The 16,853-nt window shown below is 50.3% G+C and carries 16 protein-coding genes; 7 read left to right on the top strand and 9 right to left on the bottom strand.

Translation table 11 applies throughout. From position 1 onward, the window contains the following. Positions 1-1,518: 1,518 nt before the first annotated feature. From rpmB to PP769_RS07835, 6 genes are all read left to right on the top strand, one after another. On the top strand, positions 1,519-1,710 hold the full coding sequence (gene rpmB, locus PP769_RS07860; RefSeq protein WP_312646448.1) for a 50S ribosomal protein L28: 192 nt from the start codon (positions 1,519-1,521) through the stop codon (positions 1,708-1,710). 211 nt (positions 1,711-1,921) lie between these two features. Further along, positions 1,922-3,550, top strand: coding sequence for an apolipoprotein N-acyltransferase (lnt, locus tag PP769_RS07855; RefSeq protein WP_312646447.1), 1,629 nt, complete (start codon positions 1,922-1,924; stop codon positions 3,548-3,550). A gap of 20 nt (positions 3,551-3,570) precedes the next feature. Continuing rightward, positions 3,571-4,693, top strand: a protein-coding gene (prfB, locus tag PP769_RS07850) for a peptide chain release factor 2 (RefSeq protein WP_312646446.1) whose coding sequence is annotated in 2 segments (ribosomal slippage) — positions 3,571-3,639 and positions 3,641-4,693 — 1,122 coding nt in all. Because the reading frame shifts where the segments join, the coding sequence is not laid out codon by codon here. Between the two features lie 120 nt (positions 4,694-4,813). Then, positions 4,814-6,301 carry a lysine--tRNA ligase gene (gene lysS, locus PP769_RS07845; protein WP_312646445.1) on the top strand — a complete coding sequence of 496 codons (1,488 nt, stop codon included), beginning with the start codon at positions 4,814-4,816 and terminating at the stop codon, positions 6,299-6,301. Further along, positions 6,298-7,584 carry an FtsX-like permease family protein gene (locus PP769_RS07840; protein WP_312646444.1) on the top strand — a complete coding sequence of 429 codons (1,287 nt, stop codon included), beginning with the start codon at positions 6,298-6,300 and terminating at the stop codon, positions 7,582-7,584. The genes lysS and PP769_RS07840 overlap by 4 nt, the downstream gene beginning before the upstream one ends. Beyond that, complete coding sequence (locus PP769_RS07835) at positions 7,577-8,326, top strand: ABC transporter ATP-binding protein (protein WP_312646443.1); 750 nt, start codon at positions 7,577-7,579, stop codon at positions 8,324-8,326. The genes PP769_RS07840 and PP769_RS07835 overlap by 8 nt, the downstream gene beginning before the upstream one ends. Before the next feature lie 191 nt (positions 8,327-8,517). On the opposite strand, the gene PP769_RS07830 is transcribed toward PP769_RS07835, so the two are convergent. The 6 genes from PP769_RS07830 to PP769_RS07805 form a co-directional block, all read right to left on the bottom strand. Beyond that, on the bottom strand, positions 8,518-9,279 hold the full coding sequence (locus PP769_RS07830; protein WP_312646442.1) for a helix-hairpin-helix domain-containing protein: 762 nt from the start codon (positions 9,277-9,279) through the stop codon (positions 8,518-8,520). A 163-nt stretch (positions 9,280-9,442) separates the two neighbouring features. Then, positions 9,443-10,243 carry a nitrilase-related carbon-nitrogen hydrolase gene (locus tag PP769_RS07825; protein ID WP_312646441.1) on the bottom strand — a complete coding sequence of 267 codons (801 nt, stop codon included), beginning with the start codon at positions 10,241-10,243 and terminating at the stop codon, positions 9,443-9,445. A 71-nt stretch (positions 10,244-10,314) separates the two neighbouring features. Next, on the bottom strand, positions 10,315-10,671 hold the full coding sequence (gene smbP, locus PP769_RS07820; RefSeq protein ID WP_312646439.1) for a small metal-binding protein SmbP: 357 nt from the start codon (positions 10,669-10,671) through the stop codon (positions 10,315-10,317). Between the two features lie 75 nt (positions 10,672-10,746). After that, entirely contained in the window at positions 10,747-11,616 is an 870-nt protein-coding gene (locus PP769_RS07815; protein ID WP_312646438.1) for a sulfurtransferase, read from the bottom strand. Between the two features lie 11 nt (positions 11,617-11,627). Next, a complete protein-coding gene (locus PP769_RS07810; RefSeq protein ID WP_312646437.1) occupies positions 11,628-12,950 on the bottom strand; it encodes a multiheme c-type cytochrome in 1,323 nt (440 codons plus the stop codon). A gap of 4 nt (positions 12,951-12,954) precedes the next feature. Further along, a complete protein-coding gene (locus tag PP769_RS07805) occupies positions 12,955-13,899 on the bottom strand; it encodes a histone deacetylase family protein (protein ID WP_312646436.1) in 945 nt (314 codons plus the stop codon). A 214-nt stretch (positions 13,900-14,113) separates the two neighbouring features. On the opposite strand from PP769_RS07805, the gene PP769_RS07800 reads away from it, so the two are divergent. After that, complete coding sequence (locus tag PP769_RS07800) at positions 14,114-14,434, top strand: tetratricopeptide repeat protein (protein ID WP_312646435.1); 321 nt, start codon at positions 14,114-14,116, stop codon at positions 14,432-14,434. Between the two features lie 39 nt (positions 14,435-14,473). Here the strand turns inward: PP769_RS07800 and PP769_RS07795 are convergent, their stop codons facing one another. The 3 genes from PP769_RS07795 to PP769_RS07785 all read right to left on the bottom strand — a co-directional run bounded on the left by PP769_RS07795 (position 14,474) and on the right by PP769_RS07785 (position 16,817). Further along, positions 14,474-15,235 (bottom strand): hypothetical protein, encoded by a 762-nt coding sequence (locus tag PP769_RS07795; protein ID WP_312646434.1) that lies wholly within the window; start codon positions 15,233-15,235, stop codon positions 14,474-14,476. A 219-nt stretch (positions 15,236-15,454) separates the two neighbouring features. After that, positions 15,455-16,159 carry a hypothetical protein gene (locus tag PP769_RS07790; protein ID WP_312646433.1) on the bottom strand — a complete coding sequence of 235 codons (705 nt, stop codon included), beginning with the start codon at positions 16,157-16,159 and terminating at the stop codon, positions 15,455-15,457. 10 nt (positions 16,160-16,169) lie between these two features. Next, on the bottom strand, positions 16,170-16,817 hold the full coding sequence (locus PP769_RS07785; RefSeq protein WP_312646432.1) for a flavodoxin family protein: 648 nt from the start codon (positions 16,815-16,817) through the stop codon (positions 16,170-16,172). Positions 16,818-16,853: the final 36 nt, after the last annotated feature.

Here is a 16,853-nt window from a genome sequence, read left to right as displayed (position 1 = left end):
CAGAGCCGAATGAAGGATTCTTACTCAAACGAAGCGAACGACTTCTGCAAAAAAGCGGATCCTAAAAATGAAGGCATTCTCCACTTCTTTTAAAGATAAAAGTCCCGGAACCAGTTAAAGCTTTTAAATAATGCAGACCTCTTACACTGTTTTCTTAAAAAGGCAACGGATAGAGCGGCTCCGGGAGACATAGGTTTCTAAGCCAAAAAGTCCCGTGAGCATTAACCACGCCGTATCAGGTCCAGGAATTGGCAGCGAACTGGTCCTGGCAACGAACCAGCAGGTATCGCTGTCCAACGCGTTTTGCTACCAAGCGCTGAGCCCTATAGAGTTGGAACCAGGTCTGGATTCCCCAGAAACAGAACGGCCTATTCTCTTCCTCTTAGTTCCGTAAGGATTATTTTTTGTGCGCCTATCGTGTAGATAGTACCCGAGTCAAGGCTGAAATTTAAATTAGAATCCAGATGTCGGGTCGGTGAGATCGAACTGACAGCCCGATGGACATGGAGCAGGCGTGATATCAATTCCCGGCAAAGTTTGACCACGACCAATGTTCCAGGAAAAGTTCAAAAGACTGTTGGTGAAACCCCCAGTCGGGACTCTTCTGGAAAATCACACCTGGATGTATCCCGCTAGAGACACAACACCTAGTCATGAGAACATCGCGCCTACCCTCAAGGAATACACAACGTTTGTGTATAAAACGTTAACTTCAGCCGTGTGGTAAACGTTCGACAGCCAAACAGGAGGAAAGTACTACTACCCATTCCCCTCAACACCTGTTATCAGGGTATTTCTGATGTTTCAAATTCAACGAACATGATAGATAATTCATTTTTTGAGATCCTCTTTGAAAATACTTCGACTAATTGCCAAAATACATTCAAGTCCTCATGCGGCTTGGGATTATCACTTGAGGAAGTTTATAGCAAGTGTGGCTTAAGGCCTATAATCTGTGCACCCGCTTGCCCCTGTTAAATAAAAAATGGATTTATATGGCTCTACTTTTTCTGTGATAAGCGAAGGTTCAGTATTCAGTGTATAAAAGAGAGTTTTATTTTTTAGGTAAAGATTTATTCAAGGTAGGAGATTGTCTTGTGCCCTTCCATGAGTGGAGGGCTTCCCATTTCCTTACTATTTTTAGATATCACTGAGAATCTGACCATGAGGGAAACTTTTGCGTTCTCAAACCTGGTCTTGACCATAATCAGGTTAGGACTACCTTCTTATGGAGGCTCTCATTCAAGGCCAGGTCCTAAATGCCCATCATACTATACTGAAATGGGTTGTAACCGTATCTCGCAGGCTCTCTGCTTGAGGAAGCTTCGCCCTTCTCTCCATCAAGCATCCGGTGTCACTTATGACTCGTCCCGACAAATGCCCACAGATAAGAATACCCTGGGCATTATCACAAGCCGTAATTTGATATTTTGGGTCTTGTGTGTACAATAGCACCTGTGGTAACAAACAGACTCTAATCGACCATTCTGTCCTTTTTAAATATCCAGGGAGAAAACCATGGCTTTTTCATGTGATGTGTGCGGAAAAAACCGCTTAGTGGGAAACAATGTCAGTCATGCGAATAATCGCACAAAACGGATCTTTCGGCCGAATCTCCGGACGGTTCGCGCTCTCGTGAAAGGTGCGGCACAACGCATTAAAGTCTGCACCCGTTGCCTGCGGTCCGGATTGGTCCAAAAAGCCGTCTAGTCGATTCTCAGGCCGTTCATGCGAAGTGAACGGTATTTCCCATTTGTTGTTCTTGTAGCCCTGAATCGTATTCACCTATTCGACTATCATCATTACTTCATTCCTTTCCAGCCGATTTTCCTACTGATTCTTAGGTGTCATTCTGAAATACGCCCACATCTGATAAATCAGCAGGGCTCGCCCCTGGAAACGACCGCTGGTCCCTATTAACGTGGGGCAGACCATTCCACCTTCATTTTTTCCGTCTCGCAGGACAATAGCCTCTTTTTTCGCTCTCGCCTTAATCGGAATTTTTCATCCTCTGAGCTTCCCGCCCTTTGATCTCGGATGGCTGGCCTGGTTGGTGTTGGTTCCGCTCCAAATTATTATTCATGACCTCCCGCCAAGACGGGCTTTGTATTATGGATGGCTGGCCGGAACCATCGCCTTTGCAGGGACCGTGACATGGGTCATCACGGCCATGCATCAATTTGGTCAAGTGCCGTTCATGGTGAGTGCGTTGTTGATGCTCCTTTTGGCTGCCTACCTTGGCCTATACATGGGCATTTATGGCTGGGGATATGCCAAGTTTCAACACACCTGCCCCAAACTCTTGTGGCTGGGAGCTCCCGCCTTGTGGGTCACCTTGGAATTTGTGCGAACCCATGCGTTGAGCGGGTTCCCCTGGGCGCTCTTGGGCTATTCTCAATACCAATGGCTCCCGCTTATTCAATTTGCCGATGTGACGGGAGTTTATGGGGTATCATTTTTACTCGTCATGGGGAATGTTGCTCTGACTTCTCTTTTGTTATGGATCGACGGCAAAAGACGAGGCTTGGCCCTTCCGGGACCCTGGGTGTCGGTGACAGGCTTTGGGTGCGCCCTGAGTCTCGTCCTGGCCTATGGAACCTGGCGGGTGCAGGAACAGGCCAACCTTGACGCCTCGGCACGCACGCTATCAATTGGGTTGGTCCAAGCCAATATTGATCAAGCCGTCAAATGGAACGAGGCCTATCGGGATGAGACACTTCGACGCTACGCCTCGCTCAGCCTTAAAGCCGGGAAAAATACCGACCTGCTCATTTGGCCGGAGGCAGCCACACCCTTTCTCTTCGAGCAGGAACCCGACTACCAGAAACAAATCCTTGATATTGCGAAAAACACACACAACTCGTTGCTATTTGGCAGCCCCACACTTCGATTTCAACAGGACGGCCGTCCTTATTTGTACAATAGTGCCTTTCTAGTGACGGCTGAAGGACGGGCCTCAGACCGGTATGACAAACGTCATCTCGTGCCATTTGGGGAATACATACCCTTGAGATCAATTCTCTTTTTTCTGGATAAGCTCGTGGTAGGGATCGGGGACTTCAAATCGGGCCAGGGAGTCATGACCATGCAAGTCCCAACGCTGCCACCCGGCAGTGGTCCGAGATTCGGGGTGGCTATTTGTTTCGAAGTGATTTTCCCCGATCTGGTTCGCCGGATGGCCCAGGAGGGCGCTAATTTTCTCGTCACGATTACCAATGATGCCTGGTTCGGGAATTCTGCTGCGCCGTATCAACATTTCGGCATGGTCGTTTTTCGTGCCGTGGAAAACCATTTAGGATTTGCCCGGGCCGCCAACACCGGGATTTCCGGCTTCATTGCCCCAGACGGACACATTCTTTCCCAGACATCAATTTTCTCAGAACAGGCGGTGACGGGATTACTCCCACTCCGTTCCTCATCACCCACCTTTTACACGCAATTTGGGGATGTCTTTAGTTGGGGTTGTGTTATAATAGCTGGTATTTTGTTCGGTTGGTGTCGGTTTACCACACCGCTTTCCACCCCTAAGCCACGGTCTTCACTGATATAGCCACGAGAGGAGTGCTGCCCATGCTTGAAGATATTCGCATTCGAATGGACAAAATCAACGACTACATTCTGGAATTCCGGAGGTATCTTTGACGTTCCTCGGCTAACAACTGAACTGGAAGAACTGGAGCGGGAGACCTCCCAACCGGATTTTTGGAACAATCCCCGGCAGGCTGCCAAAGCCGGACGACGTCAAGCTGAGATCGAACGCCAACTCGCACGCCTTCAACAAATCGACCAGCAACGGGATGACCTTCTTGCCATTCTTGATCTGATTGGCCAACAAGGGGATCCGGAATTAGAAGCCGAGTGGAGCAAGGGCATCAAAGACATTGAGGCCACGCTGGAAGCCTGGCGATTGGAACAATTGTTATCGGGCGAACATGACCAGAATAATGCCATTCTCAGCATTAATCCCGGAGCAGGCGGAACCGAATCTCAGGACTGGGCACAGATGCTCATGCGCATGTATATTCGATGGGCTCAGGAACGGGGGTACAAAGTGGAAACCATCGATCTGCAACCTGGCGATGAAGCCGGCATTAAAAGCGTAACCTTGGCCATTGGGGGTCCATTGGCCTATGGATACCTGCACTCAGAGGCGGGCGTGCACCGGCTGGTTCGCATCTCGCCCTTTGACGCCAACAAGCGTCGGCATACCTCGTTCGCCGCCGTGGGGGTTTATCCGGAATTGGACGATGACATTGATATTGTGATTGATGATAAGGATCTGAAAGTCGATACCTTTCGCGCGGGTGGCGCGGGCGGGCAAAATGTGAACAAGGTGGAAACCGCTATTCGCATGACCCATCTTCCCACGGGAACCGTGGTCCAATGTCAAAATGAACGGTCGCAATTACAAAACCGGATCGGCGCCATGCGGGTGTTAAAAGCGAAGCTGTATGAGCTGGAACAACAAAAGAAAGACGCGGAATTTCAAAATATTGTTGGAGAAAAGAAAGATATCGCCTGGGGTAGCCAAATTCGTTCCTATGTGTTTCAACCGTATCAAATGGTCAAAGACCACCGGACCAACTACGAGTCAGGCAATGTCCCCGCAGTCATGGATGGAGGGCTGGACCCATTTATCGAAGCGTATTTAACCATGAAGGCCTCGAAGGCTTCACATATGCCGGCCAATTAACACGCCTCCACATTTGATACTCGGCCTTCATGATTCATCACCGACACATTCGTATAGCATGCGCTGACCAGACAACCATCGAGACATTCACCTTCATGAATCAGTAGAGCCATGTAAGTTATGGAAGAATTGAACGAACAACAACAACAACGATTGGAAAAACTCCACGCGCTTCAGGAGCAAGGCATCCATCCGTTTGGTACACGTTTTCCCACCTCTCACACACTTGAGACCCTTCTTCAATCATATACGGACTCGACCAAAGAAGAGCTTGAAGGCACACCGGTTTCGTGCACGGTAGCCGGACGCATTGTGGCCATGCGCCGTTTCGGAAAGGCTGCTTTCGCAGCCCTACAGGAAGAAGGCCATCGTCTCCAGGTCTACCTCAAGAAAGATCTGCTTGGGGATCAGTCCTTCGAACTTTCGCAGTCGTTTGATTTAGGGGATTGGATCGGAGTCGAAGGCAAGTTATTTCGCACCAAAACCGACGAACTCACGGTGGAAGTCCATCGCCTCACCTTTCTCACGAAGGGGTTACGGCCTCTTCCGGAAAAATGGCACGGGCTCACCGACATCGAAACCCGGTATCGGCAACGTTATGTGGATTTGATTGCCAATCCATCGGTACACCAGGTCTTCCGCACGCGCAGTCGAATCATTAATATCATTCGTTCGTTTCTCACGGAACGAGAATACCTCGAAGTAGAAACACCGATGATGCATTCCATCCCTGGAGGAGCCACGGCACGCCCGTTTGTGACCCATCACAACACCCTCGACGTAGATTTATATTTGCGTGTGGCACCGGAATTATACCTCAAGCGCCTCATTGTCGGGGGATTCCGGCGCGTCTTTGAAATCAACCGCAATTTCCGCAATGAAGGCATTTCCACCATTCACAATCCTGAATTTACCATGTTGGAATTTTATCAGGCCTATGCGGATTATCATGATCTGATGGACCTGACCGAACAGTTGTTCCACACCTTGAGTCTGGAAGTGTGCGGAGGCCCAACGGTAGCATACCAGGGCCAAAGCATTTCTCTGGCGCCACCCTGGCGCCGGGTGCCGTATTTGGACTCGATCGTAGAGGTCAACCGGTTGGATCCTGAGATCCTGTCCGACCAAAAGAAAGCCATAGACGCGGCAAAACGGTTAGGGGTTGATTATGTGCCGCAAGCCGGCCATGTCGACATCCTCGTCAACCTTTTTGAAGCCACAGTCGAGCCGACCTTGATTCAACCAACATTCATTACCGATTTCCCGATTGAGATCTCTCCCTTGGCCAGGAAAAAAGAATCCAACCCGGCACTGACCGACCGATTTGAACTCTTCATTGGTGGACGGGAATTAGCCAATGGATTTTCGGAGTTAAACGACCCATTAGACCAGCGACAACGCTTTGAGGCCCAAGTGGCATTGCGTGATGCAGGAGACGACGAAGCCCATTATCTCGATGAGGACTTTATTCGAGCCCTCGAATATGGCATGCCTCCCACAGCAGGAGAAGGTATTGGGATTGATCGACTCGTCATGCTGCTCACCAATCAGGCCTCGATTCGCGATGTCATTCTTTTTCCCCAACTTCGACCGGATCGGCCTTTGTGACCCTCCCATATGAGATTTTAGTCGGACTGCGGTATCTTCGGGCCAAGCGTCGGCAACGAACAATTTCGCTGAACACGTTTATCTCCATCACCGGAATCACGCTTGGTGTCGCAGCACTCATTGGCACGCTTGGCATCATGACCGGCTTCAAGGAGGATCTCCAGTCGAAAATTCTTGGCACCACTGCGCATGTGATCGTCCAGGAACGGGGCAGCAATGACATGAAAGGCTATGCGGACCTGGTCGATCAAATTGAAGCCGTTCCCGATGTGATAGCCGCTGCCCCGTTTATTTTCAAACAAGTGCTCGTCACCTCGAAAACGGCCGTGCAAGGGATCATCCTCCGGGGCATCCAGCCCTCGCAGGAAACACGCGTGACCGATATAGAAGCCAACATGAAATTTGGGGATTTGGCTGACCTGACCCGCCCTTTTGCCCCACCCACATCGACATCTCCTGATTCCGGTCGGGACAACCCCACTCCTGCGCCCTCCAACCCGCCAGGAATTATTTTGGGGAAGGAATTGGCCTTCCGGCTTGGCGTGTTTATCGGCGATACCATCAACGTCGTCTCACCTGTCGGCCCAATGACCTCGTTGACCATGACACCGAAAATTCGGCCCTACACCGTGGTCGGCGTGTTCGAATCCGGCATGTTCGAATATGATTCTTCATTGTCGTATATCAGTCTGGAAGAGGCCCAGAAATTTTTCAATCTCGGAGAGACGGTTACGGGGATTCAAGTCAAAGTCAATGACGTATTTTTGGCCCAGCAGATTGCCCAACGATTAGAGGCCACACTCGGTCACATCTTTATTGCCCGTGATTGGATGCAACTAAATCGAAATTTGTTTTCGGCATTAAAACTCGAAAAGACCATGATGTTTCTTCTGCTGGTCTTGATCACCCTGGTCGCCTCGTTCAATATCGTGGGGACCTTGACGATGATTGTCAACGAAAAGCAACGGGAAATTGCCATCCTCAAAGCCATGGGCGCCACGCCAGGAGCCATCATGCGGATTTTCATGTTAAACGGGTTGGTAATCGGAATCGTGGGAACGGGCATTGGGGTCCCACTCGGCTATACTTTTTTGTGGCTCATTCAGAACTATTGGACCTTCGACGCCTCCGTCTATTACATATCCCGCATTCCCGTCCACATCCTGCCATTGGATGTGCTGTTAGTAGCCACCTCGGCCATCCTGATCAGTTTTGCCGCCACGTTCTACCCTTCATGGCAAGCAGCGAAATTAGATCCAGTCAGCGCCCTTCGTTATGAATAACCCAATCGACTCAGAGTTCACGCCCCAGGTGCCATTGGTCTCTATCGACAATCTTTGTCGTTCATTTCAGATGGGCAAGCAAACGGTGCATGTCCTCAACGGCATTTCCATGACGTTAGCGCGAAAGGAAATGGTGTCGATTGTCGGAGCCTCAGGTGCAGGAAAAAGTACCCTGCTCCACATCATGGGAACCTTGGATCGCCCGACAAGTGGAAAAGTATTGTTTGAAGGAAAGAATATGTTCCGGGTCAGCGAAACCGCGTTAGCGGGATTTCGGAATCGATCCATCGGATTTGTTTTTCAATTTCATCACCTTCTTCCGGAATTCACCGCGTTGGAAAACACCTATCTCCCGGCGCTCATCCAAAAAATTCCCAAACAGCAGGCCATGGACGCGGCAAAATCTCTCCTATCTGAAGTGGGGCTTTCTCACCGTCTGCACCATAAACCAGGGGAATTATCAGGAGGAGAGCAGCAGCGTGTCGCCGTGGCCAGAGCCTTAATCCGGCACCCTGACCTGGTGTTGGCAGATGAACCGACAGGCAATCTGGATACGCATACCGGCGATGAATTATTTGAACTTTTACGAAAACTCAATCACACGCATGGAACAGCCTTCGTGATTGTGACCCACAACGAAAAACTCTCCCTGCAGACCGACCGGCTGATTCAACTACAGGATGGACAAATTATCGAAGATCGCTGCCTGACGAATAGTCCGCCCCCAACGGACAGGTCGTAAGACTACACTCAATAAACATGGAGAACTCCATCTTTGTTGATGAAGTTCTCCATGTTGAAGAATGCTGAGTGTTCAAATAGGCTCGTCCAGTCATGCCGAAAAGAAGGCCGCAGCTGCTTGGACGAGCGGAGCGTACGGAGGAGTAGGTGAGCACGGCCAGGCGGCGCAAGCGGCATTATTCACCACTTCCATTAGGGAGAAGCTGTAATACGGTCCTTAATCTCGTCAAATGTGGCTTTTGGAATAATGTTTTTCGCTACAAGTTCGCCACGGAGGCGATAAGGCCGGTTTGAAACCACTTCCTCAGCTACCTCCCGAGTTAATCCCAGCGTCAACACGAGATCACTCACTGGCGCCTTATTAATATTGACTAAATCCCCTCCGATTTTTGGCAGGGTGGGGGGCGTCACAATTTTAGGCACAGGTGGTTTGGACGAAACGATCGGGCTGGAATTCACTGACGGGGCACTTTCGGTCTTGGGCATGTCAGGCCTCTCCAAGGACTTCATCACTCCGGCAGTACTTCCTATAGAAGATTCACGGGTGTCTTTTAATTCCTTCTGATAGCGCAACACTGTCTCTTTCAGGGCTTTGTTTTGCGCTTTCACTTTTTGATATTGGTCCACGACCACACGCAATTTGGACGTGAGCTGCTCTTTCTCCTGATCCAATTCCCGCTCACGTGTTTCCAATAAAGTGTGCTCATTTTTTCTTCCTTCTTTAATTCGTTGCACCTCGGTGGTCATCGTCTCCAAATCCGTGGAAACTTTTTCGTTCAATCCTTTTAAATTGCGTATTTGTTCTTCAAGGGCTTCCTGATGCATCCGGCTTTTTTCCAACTCGGCCTTGGCCGACTCCATATCCGCCACCGATGCCTCATATTTCGACTTCGAAACCATGCACCCGGGCAATCCGAATAGAAGCACGACCGAAAAAACCAACCACCTTTTCATAATATCCTCCTCGTCCCTGCCAATAGAAAGATTCATCCTTGAAAAACTCTTCCTGCTCCTGCCTGGCTCCTGGGTTTACACCCTTAATTCAGGATTTAGGGCATCCTCCCGGTTATGTCAAGCCTAGCGGCGCCCTGGCTCGTGCATTCCAACTACTTGCCCCTTACAAAACATACCATTGAGGACGTCGGTCTTTAAGCAAATCGTTATAGGGATTGATTCGTTTGTCGCGGGCTTCCGCCATATCCATCTCGTACTGACCAACCTCATCGTCTTTGAGGGAAGACCGACACAAAATCTGTCCATTGGGGGCCACAATCTCACTCATGCCAATAAACGGCAATGCAGGTTTTTCCCCACGCTGTTCACGACCGACTCGATTGGCTGTGATGGCAAATACCCCGTTTTCCAAGCATCTCGTCACCATGGCATCAGGACAATAAGGCAACACTAAATTGCTGGGGTGGCATAAAATATCGGCGCCCTTAATGGCCAGACTTCTTGCGGCTTCCGGGAAAAACCAATCAAAACAGACGAGAAGGCCCACCTTAGCCCTTCCAATATCCCAGACAAGAAATCCCGTATCTCCCGGATCAAACCAGAGGGTTTCCTCAAAAAATAAATGGGTTTTCCGATATCTCCCGATATACCCTTTCGGGCCGATCAGCACTGCCGAATTATATAACCGGTCATGGTCTCGTTCAGCCAACCCGACCACGACGTGCAGGTCGCGTCCCCGCACGGCCTCCTCCAGGGTTTTAATTACGGGACCGGAAGGAATGTCTTCAGCCAGTTCGCGGACTTCGTCTTTAGAAAGAAATTGATAACCCGAGAGGGCAAGTTCGGGAAAAACAAGGAGATGCCCTTCAAAGTTATGGATGGCATTCAGGATGGTTTCTAGATTACGTTGGATCTCTCCAAACACCGGAGAAAATTGAAAATACCCTCCACTGATCTTGGACATCACCACCCCACAAAAAAAAGCGGGCAGAGATGAACTCTACCCGCTTCTTTCATCAGATTAAGGCTTTATGATTACTTAACCTCTTTCAAATGCATCACTGCGCTTTTCGCATGCTTGGTCCCGACATCGGCATGACCGGCTTTGCCATGTTCCACCGCTTCCATGAGTTCGTGAACCCCTTCGTCTAAATGAGGATTTTTCACGTCCTTTTGGGCACCTTGGGCGTGGGTCAAGGCTTCCTGGGCATGCTCAACCAACGCATCAGCATGTCCCTGCTCGCCATGTTTCACGGCTCCCTGGGCATGGGCAATCGCTTCAGCCACATGTGGATTGGCTCCTGCAAGGGCGAGAGAACCCCACGACCCCGCAAACAGTAACCCTAGAATGGCAAACAGACCAATTCCCCTAACAACCGCTTGCTTTTTCATCCCTGACCTCCTTGAAAAAGTAAATTAATATTGAACTGAGAGAGTAGGTTATAATCTCATCTCTCATACACGAGATCAAGATGTTCTCATTTGATCCTGATTGGTGACTCGATATAATAACTTCACATCTTTTTCCGCCGGTGCCGCAAAATCACGTGACCATTCCCACCATGACCCTGGATAGACTTTCACTCGTGGAAACCCGACGTATCGCAATAGACAAAAGACCCAAGCCGCCCGGACGCCACCCAGGCAATATGTCATGATTTCCTGATTGTCCCGTAACCCGTGATCCTCAAATATTTTCCTGACCTGCTCCGGAGGTTTCACCGTGGCATCCCGTTGTAAAAACCGGTTCCACGGGATATTGATGGCAGAAGGAATATGGCCGGCCCGAGGCAACCCATCGATCTCTTTCCCCGCATATTCCTCAACGCTTCTGGCATCAAGAATGATGGTATCCGGATGGGGTCCTTTGACCAGCTTTTTCAATCCATCCTTATTCACAATGAGGTCCGGATTGGCCTTAACAGCAAAATCGCCCGGCTTGGGTTGAATCGCTTCATGTTCAAATGGGCGCTGCTCTGCAGTCCACTTGACCCACCCACCGTCCAGAATCCGGACGCTTGGATGACCCAGATAGGTCAACATCCAAAACATGCGTCCCTCATCACCCCAATTATCGAAGGGGTTGCAATAAATAACCACGTCACTGGACTGGTTAATACCGAGCGCTCGAAGACGCTGTTCAATTCTCCCAAGATCAGGGTCTAAGACCCCCTTTGCCACGGCCGAGGGATCGCTGTACTCATGCCACGTACTGTGAACAGCACCGGGAATATGTGAGGAATAGGCCGCGCGGCCTCGTACATCAAGAATGACCAAGTCTTCGCGGCCCAGATTTTGGGCAAGTGATTCAGTATCAATGAAAAAATTTTCAGCCACAGTGCTTTCCTTTATGAATGGAGTGAAGACATATCTGCCGGGGGATGAGGAGTAAGCCCATCGGACGGTGCCATACACCCTACCCGAAGATCGGGTTCCTGATCCTGCACAATCGTAGACAAGGTCGCATCCAAGGGGTACTCTCGTTCATAGATCGTAAAGACATATGGATCATCGGCCGTCAGACCATACCGATCTCTCAACATCTGATTTTGACTATCGGTCTGAATATGATACCGAATCCGCGCCTGAACGATCCACCCTTTTTCATGTTCGGGGATTTCATATTCAAAGGAATAATCCCGGCTGGCAAGGGGCAGCAATCGATTATCATATACTTCCACAATCACAGGCTGCCAGAGGATCCAACGGCCCATGGTATCAGACTGCTCATGCACCACCGTACCGTTCGAATCGCGCACCGTAAATTCAACGGTAAAAAACCGGTCAGGGTCCCCTGTCGGGATTTTGTGCCCAGCCCCCGCATTAATCAGAGTCAGCGTCAATTTGACATCGTCACCCGGTTGGGGTGTCGGAGGATCTGCCTGCACTTGGACAGCGACCGCTCGCTTGACCATGTCCGGATCATGACCTCCCCGCCAGAGATGCCGTCGACCAAATCGGATAGGGCTACCCTTGGCCACCGGCCGCTCGACTTCCGGCATATGACAACTCTGACAAATCAGTCCCTTTTCCTTCATGAAAAACTTGCCTTCATACTCAGGATACGTACCACAAGGCCCTGCATTGTAGAATTGCATGGGTCCCGAAACGACATTATGACAACGATAACAGACTTGGGTCGTTCTAAAGGAAGGATCGAATTGGGTGGGATGCGGCGCCGCCGAATCGTCATATGGACCGAGAATCTTTCCATCCCGAACATGGCAGGCTGCGCACGTCACACCTTCTTGTTGATACTCCGCATCGTACCGGTAATTGGGAATTTGAATGGCTTTTTCGACACGGCCACGGGGAAGGTCTTGAATAAGAGTCGGTTGCTGATTTTCCAATGGCGTATGGCAATTCAAACAGACCCAGATATTGTCATCTTTTTTCCAATAGGCTTGAAAAAACGGATCGTGAAAGGCCTTGGCATGAATACTGGATTTCCACTCTTCGTAGATTTCGACATGACAACTTCCACATTCCTCCGCTTTCAAGCTCTGCAATCCCACTGGAATCTGTTGATAGGGAATGGGTTTCGCGTAATCCTCTCGTAAGCCGAATATGACGGTGGGACGAATCTCCGTATAAAAAATATAGATCCCTACCCCTAGCACCAATAGGAGCAACAACCACGCTTTTCCTCCCCATGATCGCTTTGATTTCATCGCGTTAATTATCCAGCAGAGCCTGTAGGTGGCGGTCCACGGATCCCGCCAACGCCTTGAGGTGATACCCACCTTCTAAACATGACACGATTCGCCCCCTTGCAAATGTTTTTGCAATCTTCGAGACAATCGTGGTCAAATCGGCATACCCTTGCTCCGTTAAGGCCATACTCGCCAATGGATCATCCCGGTGACCGTCAAATCCGGCGGAAATCAGAATACATTCAGGTTGAAAGTGTTCGGCAGCGGGGACCAAGACCTTCTGGAATATTTCGCGATACTCCCCATCCCCTTGTCCTCCCGGGAGCGGCACATTGATGGTGAGACCTTTCCCTTGACCTGCCCCGGTTTCCGTCGAACGGCCCGTCCCGGGATAAAATGGAGCCTGGTGGGTACTAAAAAAAAGGACTGTGGGATCATCATAGAAGGCCTGTTGCGTGCCATTGCCATGGTGCACATCCCAATCCACAATCATAATCCTCTGTAGTCCATATTGTTGCTGAAGATAACGGGCGGCAATCGCGATGGTGTTAAAGAAACAAAACCCCATCGCTCGATCCGCCTCCGCGTGATGCCCAGGAGGCCGCACAGCGCAAAACGCCTGATCAATGTCATGGTTCATGATCGCATCCACCGCCGCCAATCCCCCGCCGACTGCCAGATAGGCGGCCTCCAGCGTTCCCGGACACATCGACGTATCAGGATCCAGGGAGACATACCCAGTTGAGGGGGAGCGTCGTTCAAGACTTTCCACATAGGATGAGTCGTGGACGAGTTCAATCCATTTCAGATCGGCCCGTCGTGGGGCAACCTGATGCAGCCGGGACCACGTTCCCGAACTTTCTAATTGTGCGCGTATTGCACGAAGCCGTTCAGGTGACTCCGGATGGCTTCTGCTCATCTCATGGAGCTCATAGGCCGGATGAGATACGTATCCAACACGTCCCATACTCAAGAACTCCTAAACTTGAAAAGGAAATCATGCTAACGAGGAAAAACCTGATCACCGTTACCGGGAATAAATCTTGCGCCTACTGACAAGCAGGAGGGAAAAGCGAAAAAGATCCTAGCATAGGGGAATGGCTTAGACAACGAATACACCCGCATGATAGGCTCGATTTCGTTCTTGTTTCGTCACCTTTATTTCTGATCGGATCTCAACCATGGCCAATCCTAAGATCGAACAATTCAAGAAAGTGCTCCAAATGGATCCGAAGGACGAAACCATGTGGTTCGGCCTGGGGAAAGCCTACATGAATGACGAAAATTGGAAAGAGGCGATTCCTGCCCTGGAGCAATGCATTGAGGTGAAACCTGAATACTCAGCCGCCTATTTTGCATTGGCTCAATCGCTTCACCAGACAGGCGATTTTCAAAAATGCCGGACAATATGCACCCAAGGCATCACCGTGGCAACCAAGAATGGTGATCTCCTCGTCATTAAAAACCTGGAAGCCCTGAAAGCGTCCCTGCCTTCATCCTGACCGTTCGTACTTTTTCCAATCCTTTCCCGCAGGTTTGCCTCACATCCTTTCCTTGATACTTGTGAGTTCTTGGGAGCTAAGGCGATATCGAGCAACCGGGTTCACTGCCAACAATCGAATTCGAGGGTCGCGTGCATCCCCTGGAGGTCGAGTAACCCACGTGACCTGGCGAATACGAATGGGATTACGTAATTCCTGCGCCGGTGCCTTCCATAAGGTCAGCAGGATCGCACTGAACTGAGGGACGTCAACAACCACTCCGACCAACATCGCAGCCAATCGCTGAAGATCCAAGGAAGGAATGTCCTGAGGGCGCCCTTTCCTCCAGGGTAAATCGGGTACACTGACTGCCAGCAACACGGGTGCACAGTACCGTTCTAATTGCCTGGCTTTTTCGGCCATGCGTGACAACAATCGCCTAACTAAAGCCTGTTCAAAAAACTCATCCGAGGATTCCAAAATCTGGTGAGGTTGCAGGCGCACCGCCGGTGATTTGCGAGTAGGTCCTTGGGTCGATTGGATAACCGTGACTTCCACAAAAAATCGATGGGTACCTTCATAACACTCCAAATCCGCCGTTCGACCGCCAGAGGCCTCTAAAAATGCCACGGAAAAGCCCGCTTGCGCGAGAAAATACGCCGTCTCGATCTCGGCATGGGCGGACGCCGCCTGCCTGACCGGAAACCGATTAATGTGCTCCCACAATATCGCTAGTCGAGTCTGACTCTCTCCGTCATCACAGGCTTTGGCAAGAGTCTGCCATTGGTGAAGAATCAAATCAGACTTGGGTTGTACCTTCACGCTCCTCCCTCATGAGCACGAAAATCGAACCAACAAATGCGTTTATTGGTATCGCGGCCCACGCGTTTCCGCCGACACTCAACCAGTATATCAATTTAACGCGTCAACAGGCTTTCCCTTAGGCGGGAAAATCGGGCAACATCTTCTACCTCACAGGCACTGATATAGTAAATAAGGGGAAAAGGACGCGAGAGGATCAAGCCGAGGGCCTGCTCGGCATTATGCGTTGGGGGCTTCAGAAGGATGCTTCAACTCTTCGAGTATGAAATGTTTCGGAAGCATGACCGGGAATACCACACCAATGGGATCGCCACGGAGAATAGTCGTGGTCTTGTCCGGAGAAGGGTCCAATTGCAGCAGAAAATTCGTCACAAAGGCATCGTGGTCAGGCAGAAAATCATAGGGATTCGGGGTTAGTTTATATTCTTGCGTTTTGATCCCTTCCCAGATGGAGAAGGTCCGGTTGGGGAAATGATAAAAATGATTGGGAAGATCCTTCATCATCATGCCGACTTGTTTGGGGTAATAAAAACGAATGCCACAATAGAGCTTGGGAAATCCACTATTCAAAATCGTATCGACATACATTCCCGAAAATGACTTATACCCCAAGAGCCGCTCTTCAGGAAGTATGGGCGGAGACTGCCATTCAAAACCAGTGCCTTTCCTACGAAACCGGCAATCCGCAGGTGAACGGATGAGCCAGCCGTATTGACCTACGGCCCGAACCGGCCCGCAATCATCAGGAAGGACCTTGTATCCGGAGGCCGCTAACTCCCGTTGCTCAGGCAACGGCATGTTGGTCATCAAGGGGCGGTGGGGATGGAAATCCAGCTTGAGTCGTTCCGGAGCAAAGGCGGTGGCATACTCCCGCTCCCAATAAATGACCCATTTATCGTCTAAGTTTCCCGGTATCGAACTCATAAAATGCCCTTCAGGATTGCCCTGGGATCGTCTGGCCTCGCTTGATCACCCACGCCACTTCAGCCACACGCTTTCCCAACGCCCATGCATCCGCACGCTCCGCATCATTAATGCCAGGGCTATCGCCTTCCGTGGTGGCTGAAGCGCCAAACGCTCCTCCGTCACTCACAACAATCATCTTATTTCCAAGCATGGCTGCAAGGATGGTCAACATCGTCACCTCTTTTCCGCTTGATATTTGCCCACCGGTCGCAAAGGCTGCTCCTACCTTATTACGCATTTTCCATTCAGGATACACGCCAAATTCAAACTGCCACCGGTCAAAAAATGCTTTGACTTCACCTGACATATTCGACCAATAGACTGGCGAACCCACGATGACTGCATCGCTGCCAAACAACTCATCGGCGGTCACCTGCCCCACGGTCTTCAGGAGGACGGTGGTCCCTGGTATCGATTCAGCACCCTTTTTCACACTCTTGGCCATCTCGGCCGTATGACCCGACAGAGAATGATAGGTGACTAAGACCTGAAGGCCATCGCTAGCTTGAGGAGATGCTTGGGGAGATGAAGTCTGAGCGGAAACTTGCACATACCCACACCACCAAACAAGGACAGCCAGAGCTACCCATAAGGTATTTCCCCGAAAAATCTTCATAGGAGAATCAAACTGGAAGAGAGAAATCAAAGTTCC

The organism is Candidatus Nitrospira allomarina (assembly GCF_032050975.1).
In the GTDB taxonomy this organism is placed as follows: domain Bacteria; phylum Nitrospirota; class Nitrospiria; order Nitrospirales; family UBA8639; genus Nitrospira_E; species Nitrospira_E allomarina.
This window is presented reverse-complemented; position numbering and strand designations above follow the sequence as displayed.

What these genes read in the sequence shown, in the direction of transcription:
- rpmB (WP_312646448.1), top strand. Translation starts at nt 1,519, where the DNA reads ATGGCTTTTTCATGTGATGTGTGCGGAAAAAACCGCTTAGTGGGAAAC.
- lysS (WP_312646445.1), top strand. Translation starts at nt 4,814, where the DNA reads ATGGAAGAATTGAACGAACAACAACAACAACGATTGGAAAAACTCCAC.
- PP769_RS07835 (WP_312646443.1), top strand. Translation starts at nt 7,577, where the DNA reads ATGAATAACCCAATCGACTCAGAGTTCACGCCCCAGGTGCCATTGGTC.
- PP769_RS07830 (WP_312646442.1), bottom strand. Translation starts at nt 9,279, where the DNA reads ATGAAAAGGTGGTTGGTTTTTTCGGTCGTGCTTCTATTCGGATTGCCC.
- PP769_RS07825 (WP_312646441.1), bottom strand. Translation starts at nt 10,243, where the DNA reads ATGTCCAAGATCAGTGGAGGGTATTTTCAATTTTCTCCGGTGTTTGGA.
- smbP (WP_312646439.1), bottom strand. Translation starts at nt 10,671, where the DNA reads ATGAAAAAGCAAGCGGTTGTTAGGGGAATTGGTCTGTTTGCCATTCTA.
- PP769_RS07810 (WP_312646437.1), bottom strand. Translation starts at nt 12,950, where the DNA reads ATGAAATCAAAGCGATCATGGGGAGGAAAAGCGTGGTTGTTGCTCCTA.
- PP769_RS07805 (WP_312646436.1), bottom strand. Translation starts at nt 13,899, where the DNA reads ATGGGACGTGTTGGATACGTATCTCATCCGGCCTATGAGCTCCATGAG.
- PP769_RS07800 (WP_312646435.1), top strand. Translation starts at nt 14,114, where the DNA reads ATGGCCAATCCTAAGATCGAACAATTCAAGAAAGTGCTCCAAATGGAT.
- PP769_RS07790 (WP_312646433.1), bottom strand. Translation starts at nt 16,159, where the DNA reads ATGAGTTCGATACCGGGAAACTTAGACGATAAATGGGTCATTTATTGG.
- PP769_RS07785 (WP_312646432.1), bottom strand. Translation starts at nt 16,817, where the DNA reads ATGAAGATTTTTCGGGGAAATACCTTATGGGTAGCTCTGGCTGTCCTT.